A 5751-nucleotide genomic window follows, 5' to 3' on the forward strand; every position below is an offset into this window, starting at 1 on the left:
AATGATGTATACAAATTTAATTTTCATTTTAAATGAAATGCTAGAGGTTCGAATTGCTTTAGCAAACGCAACTGCCGGCGCCATGAGAACGAAGTGTGGCCTGGCCGAGGCGTTGTCTGGAATTGCTACAGGACAGACACAATGCAGCAACTAGAAATTGCTTTTTATTGTCCGGGTTTGGAAAGCGTCCTGAAATATGCAAGACGGCACATGATGTGCGTTGTGAAGCCGTCTTTAGTCGGGGAGTGCGGGTAGTACCTGCAACCCGGATAATTGTTCAGTACACTTTGTGACCGGGTGATGAACAATTATTTTGGCTCACTGCTTTGATGCTTCGTAAGCCTTCGTTCGCTCAATTTGTTCTTCAAGATTCCACTCAAAGTCGAACCTGTTTTTGAGGTGTTCTGCAATCGGGCCCAGGCCAATCGCGGCCCTTCTTTTGTCGATATTAACCGGGTCGTAGACGGGCCAGACATTAAAGCTCTTGGATTCCGGGTAGTACTTCATCTGCCCGCCATATAGCTGGAGTTCGCCCCGTTCTGAGGCAATACGATCTTCTGCCCGGGCGAGTAATCTGGGCGGTAATTTGCCGGCTTTGACAGCATCCTGCATCATCGGCAGGTACAGCACGCGGGTCTCTTGCTCCGCGTGCTGGATAACGTTGCAAATGGTAATTATGCCGCGCTCTCCAATTACCGCAGGGTCTGGCCAGCCATACGTGTCGAGCAGGGCGCGCACTTTTTTCTCGTTGATGGCATGGTTTCGCTTGTACTCGGCTTGCGCGGCTGCAGCTTCTTCCGACTCAACCCCAAACTGTTTCATCAAGGCGTCTCTACGGCGTATCGGTTCTTGCTCGGTCGTGTTGATGGTGTCAAGCATGGCAATAAGGTATGCCGGCTCGAGAGGAGGAGGGGGGGACGTTGTTTGTCCGTGTGCAATGGACAACGGGGCAAAGATGAGAAAGAGGAATAGCACGCGTTGCATATAAGGTAGGCGAGTGAGATGTTGGGGTATGCTTCCATTAAGACTCAGCGTGTCATGAGAAGTTGTCTGCAATTTACGTCGACGAAAAGGGGCGCCGGCAAAACAGGGTGGACGCAACAAAATGCCAATACAGTTGACGAGAAGCCTTTTCGTACATGTAAATCAATTCTAATGAAACCACAATAGTAAGGCCCACGAAGTTTCTGTCTACCCTGCGCTGATGTTTTTTTCTACAAAGCTTGCGTCACGCATCCTGGTCCAGCACAATCTCAACCAACGATTCAACAATTCCTATATCGTCCCTTCTACGAAGTACATACTCAACAACACTAAATCCTGCGATGTCGCATGTTTTTGTAATGGAGTACAACAATTTTTTCAGCATTGCAACGCTAATCCCACCCGTAGTTGGCACCAGAAGACTCGGGAATTCGGCTGGGTTCAGGATGTCCAGATCTAAGTGAACATACACATGGTTGTAGTTGCGCGCGGCTATGGCATCAGTCAATCTGCCGGCTGCGGATAGCTCCTGCGGAGGTAGCAGCAACAGGTTGTTTTCCTCAATAAATGTGTTCTCGGCCGGGTCAAGGTCGCGTGTGCCGACGAGGATTACCTGATCCGGTTGCAAGGTTGAAAACGCCTGCTCCAGCACTTCTGGGTGGCCCTCGCCGAGTAGCGTGCGGAGGGGCATCCCATGCAAGTGACCGCTTGGACTCGAAGCCGGCGTATTGAGATCTCCATGCGCATCAAACCACAGCACACAGAGGTCGCCTTTGTACTTCTTGTTTAGATAGGAAACGGGTGCAATTTCTGTGGCGCATGTGCCGCCGATCATAAAAGTTTTGTCGGGTTGTTTAGCTTCGAGTAAATTGCACATGCTGCGTAACATGTCAAGGTTTGGGTCAAGGCCAAGCACGCCGGCTTTTGCCGTCAAAGGAGTTGTTTGGGAGACCTCAATCCCCGAAAATGCGAATCTCGGGGAAAGCGCCTCCGCAAGTGCGAGCGCACCGGTATGGGCAGCCATCGACTCACCATATCCCTGCCAGTCGGGGAAGAGTATATTTAGTCGTTTTTTATCTTCTCTGGACATGCTTTTATAGCGCTTATTCGTGGAAGGCACTGATTTCGGTGACGTGCAGGCCAGGATTGGCGCTGTTGAAAAGCAGGTTTAGTTTGAGAAATCTGACTTCGGAAGGCACTATGGTATGGGTGTATCCTGCAAGGGTCGTCTTTTCCGTATTCTGGCTGAAGTCAACCAGCTGCGTCCACGTTGAACCATCGACCGAGCCGTCGATCGTGTATTGGTAATATCTGTAGTTGTCCCAGTAATTGTAGACTTTCAGGCGAGAGATCTGCTCAGGTTTTTCGAGATCAATTTCAATCCACACGTCCTCACCCACATGGCCTTCCCAGTGCTCCCAAAGCGTGATGCGCCCATTGTTGGTCAGTTCAGCGAGCCCGGGGCGGATGTTGTCCGTTGAGGCGATGGCCGGTTTGCCTGTTGTCAGGCTGGCATCGTTGATAATCTGGAAATAGGTCTGGCTAAACCCGCTTCCGATGGGGGTACCGTCCCGCTGTATGAGTTGGGCGCGTACTGATGTGCTTTGCTTTATGGTGAGGGGAGTAGCGTAGACAGGAGAGGTAGGGTTTGGGGCAGAGCCATCAAGTGTATACCTGAGGTCTGCATCAGGAAGGTTTGCGTGCAGGCTCAAGGTAAGGCTGTCTTCAAACCGGTGTTTCTCCCAACTGCCGTGAGGGAGTTGCTTCCATAGACCCGCAGCCGATGCTGTGATGGGGCTGTAGAAGTAGCGCTGATGAAAAGGCAACCCAACTGCTTCATCCTGCGCATTAAACGCCTGAATTTTAACCGTGGTGGTTTCATTAAACGTTAAGTCATCCAGCCAAACAGATGACGCCGACGTGACGGCTGTCCCATCGAGGGTGTGACGGAGGATAAGGTCGGGATATATAGCCGTAGCTGAGAGCGTGAGGGCTTGGTCGAATTGCAGGTGTTCATAGAAATTACCTTCATCAAGCGCGGGATAAGATCTGCCTTTTACGTTTACACCAAAGGGATGCAGTAGTCTGGTCAGCTGTGCATCGGTATGGGTGAGTGCGCCTTCGAATTGTGATAGCGTGCCTGCACCGCCTTCCCATAAATGTGAAGCCATCGCCGGCAACCGTTTACGCAGCCGGGGGAGTTGGTTAATCTGGTTTTGCTCCCACGCGCACATGGTTGCTCCAAGGATACGATTGGTAGGCTGTACTTCGGTACCGAGGAATTTGTCTTTGGTATTGGTCCAGCTTTCCCAGCGCTGCAAATTCCACTGGGTATAGATGTAGGCGGGATCCCACTTGCGGTTATTGACCACGTAGAGCGGCTTGAAGGTTGCATTGACAACGGGGTAGCCGGCATCAATCAGGCGCTGCGGATCGTAGTACTGTGATTCCCAGAGCATTACAACCATGTCTTTGGGGATTTCTATTTCACCAGCCTCAGTAAAGCCGGCCCAGAGCAGCGTTTGCCGGCCCTGTGCGCGTACCATGTCGTTCAGCCGGGCGAGGAAATGTCTGAATAATTCATCCACATTGGGTATGCCATGCTGTTGCATGTATGCCTGGGTCTCGGGATCCTCGTCCATGCCGGCAAAGAAGGCTTCATCTCCGCCTATATGGATATAGGGCGTGTGCGGGAACGCTGCGGCAAGTTCTTCAATGAGGATGTTTAGCGCTGCGTAGGTCGCTTCACGCCCCATCGTGATTGTGTAGCTGTTTTGGCGCGGATCTCCAATGCCAAATACCGAGGGCATGTTGCTTACAAGCTGTGTGGCATGCCCTGGGACATCCAGTTCAGGGACAAGGATAACGCCCCGTTCCTGCGCATAGGCATTCAATTCTTCGAGCTCTTCAAGGGTGTAGTGCCGGCCTTCGGTAGCCAGTTGAGGGAATGCTGTAGATGGAAAGGTGAACGACTGATCGTCGGTGAGATGCAAATGGAGATAGTTGATTTTGTACCATTTGCAGAGGGTTATTAACGACTTGATTGTGCTTACGTCATGCCAACTCCTTGCCAGGTCGATCATCAAGCTTCGGTAAGGCGTGGCCGGTCTATCTTGTATCCTGATTTTGGGAAGGGTAGCGTTGGTGTCCATGAGTTGAAGAAGAGTCACAAGCCCCATAGAGACACCGGCGTAACTTGCACCTCTAACGGACACGTCTTCTCCTATCTCAATTTCATAAGCTTCCGTAATATTTGATTCTCCAGCCATCGATGCATCAACATCGAGGGTTATCGTCACTGAGGGCGTTGATTGTATGTTGTTGATGCCAGTAAGGAGGTAAAAGTCCGCTTCAAAAATACCTGGCAGAGGGGCAAGAGAAGGCGCTTTAATTTCAAAGGAGACACCATCGCGCAAGTTCAGCCGACCTGATTGTTGCTCAACTGATGATGCTACTGTGGGTAAAAGAGGTAACTGCTCCGTGGTTGGGGGCGAACAGGATGAAGTCGCTAAAATATAGAGGACAAGATAAACCTGTTTGAACCGCATCAAGGTGACCTGACAAGTGCAAAAGAAAACGTGGGTTGCCTAAGCTACTGCTTGTGTTGTCATCGGGCAAGCAGGCTGTGTTTCAGGACTACACCGCCGTGCATTAATCATAGCTACTGGTAATAGGCTTTTGCTTCAGCCAGTATTAGTTTGATGAAAGCTTTTTTGCCATCGCCATAGGCCTTGCGGTCACCGGCTACTGTTGCAATCAACTGCTGTTTTAGTATAACATATTGCGCCGCCATTTCCGGGAACGCAAGGAGGTAATTTCTGAATAGTAGTTGGTTTTGCCAGTTGTCGCAGTAGGGCAGCATCATGTGTACGTGATGGGTAATCGGGTCGCCTTTTGCAAACAGGTGCCGGCCCGGGATGCCTTGTTCACCGCGGCAAACGTACCCGTGTTTGGGCAATACCTGTTCAGCAAGTGAAACACTTTCCAGCGATCCCGTCTGTATTGCAATGTCGAGAATAGGTTTGGCAATCATGCCGGGAATGGATGTGCTGCCCACATGCTGGATGTCAATAATGGCAGGGCCCAGTAGTTCACGTAATAGCGCACTTTCCAATGTATATAGGTCGGACCAGGCCGGCGTATAAGGAGAGAGGCTGAGTATACCGCGTTTTAAGCCCAGCATACGGCTTGGCTGCACGGGTTATGCATCAGTAGCTTCGCTGGGCGAGTCTGGTTCAAATTGCTGTATTCGGGTCCGAATGTCTTTGTAGGAAATATCCCGTGCGCACACCCGTTCAAAGTGATCGCGTGCTTGCGCTGTGTTGCCCTCAGATTCATGCAATAACCCCAGGCGATAGTGTATGTCCACCAGGGTATCGGTTAGGGTTGGCTTGTGTAGCGGTGCACGGTTCAGGGCATCAATGGCCAGGTCAGGTTTGCCGTTGGCTTCGTACGCATCAGCAAGCTTTAGCAGCGTTGTTGGTTCATACGGTGCTACATCGAGCAAACGTTGTGCGTGATAAACAGCGCCTTCCGGTTCATCCATCGCGATAAAGGTGTCTACCAGCGCAGCTTCAACTTCAGCCATGCCCGGCACACGTTCAGAAACTAGCGAGAGTGCTTCTGCACCTTCCTCTAGACGATTTAGTCGTTTTAATAAAAAACCGAGCCAGTACAACGCATCATTGTTTGATGGGTCCAGGTAATGGGCGTCTTTGAGCAGCTTGAGCGCAACACCATTTTGACCTTTTTCAATAGATTTGATGG

Annotated in this window: 5 protein-coding genes; all 5 read right to left on the reverse strand. The window is 50.8% G+C overall.

The genetic code is table 11. The annotated features are described in order from the left end of the window. Positions 1-318: 318 nt before the first annotated feature. Positions 319-984 carry a DUF6624 domain-containing protein gene (locus AAF564_25590; protein MEM8488944.1) on the reverse strand — a complete coding sequence of 222 codons (666 nt, stop codon included), beginning with the start codon at positions 982-984 and terminating at the stop codon, positions 319-321. A 244-nt stretch (positions 985-1228) separates the two neighbouring features. After that, positions 1229-2074, reverse strand: coding sequence for an arginase family protein (locus AAF564_25595; GenBank protein MEM8488945.1), 846 nt, complete (start codon positions 2072-2074; stop codon positions 1229-1231). A gap of 13 nt (positions 2075-2087) precedes the next feature. After that, entirely contained in the window at positions 2088-4532 is a 2445-nt protein-coding gene (locus AAF564_25600; protein MEM8488946.1) for a family 20 glycosylhydrolase, read from the reverse strand. A gap of 113 nt (positions 4533-4645) precedes the next feature. After that, a complete protein-coding gene (locus AAF564_25605) occupies positions 4646-5182 on the reverse strand; it encodes a GrpB family protein (GenBank protein ID MEM8488947.1) in 537 nt (178 codons plus the stop codon). Between the two features lie 3 nt (positions 5183-5185). Then, positions 5186-5751 (reverse strand): tetratricopeptide repeat protein (locus AAF564_25610; GenBank protein ID MEM8488948.1); only part of this gene is annotated, 566 nt, incomplete at its 5' end.

It is taken from the genome of Bacteroidota bacterium, assembly GCA_039111535.1.
In the GTDB taxonomy this organism is placed as follows: domain Bacteria; phylum Bacteroidota; class Rhodothermia; order Rhodothermales; family JAHQVL01; genus JBCCIM01.

What these genes read in the sequence shown, in the direction of transcription:
- AAF564_25590 (MEM8488944.1), bottom strand. Translation starts at nt 984, where the DNA reads ATGCAACGCGTGCTATTCCTCTTTCTCATCTTTGCCCCGTTGTCCATT.
- AAF564_25600 (MEM8488946.1), bottom strand. Translation starts at nt 4,532, where the DNA reads ATGCGGTTCAAACAGGTTTATCTTGTCCTCTATATTTTAGCGACTTCA.
- AAF564_25595 (MEM8488945.1), bottom strand. Translation starts at nt 2,074, where the DNA reads ATGTCCAGAGAAGATAAAAAACGACTAAATATACTCTTCCCCGACTGG.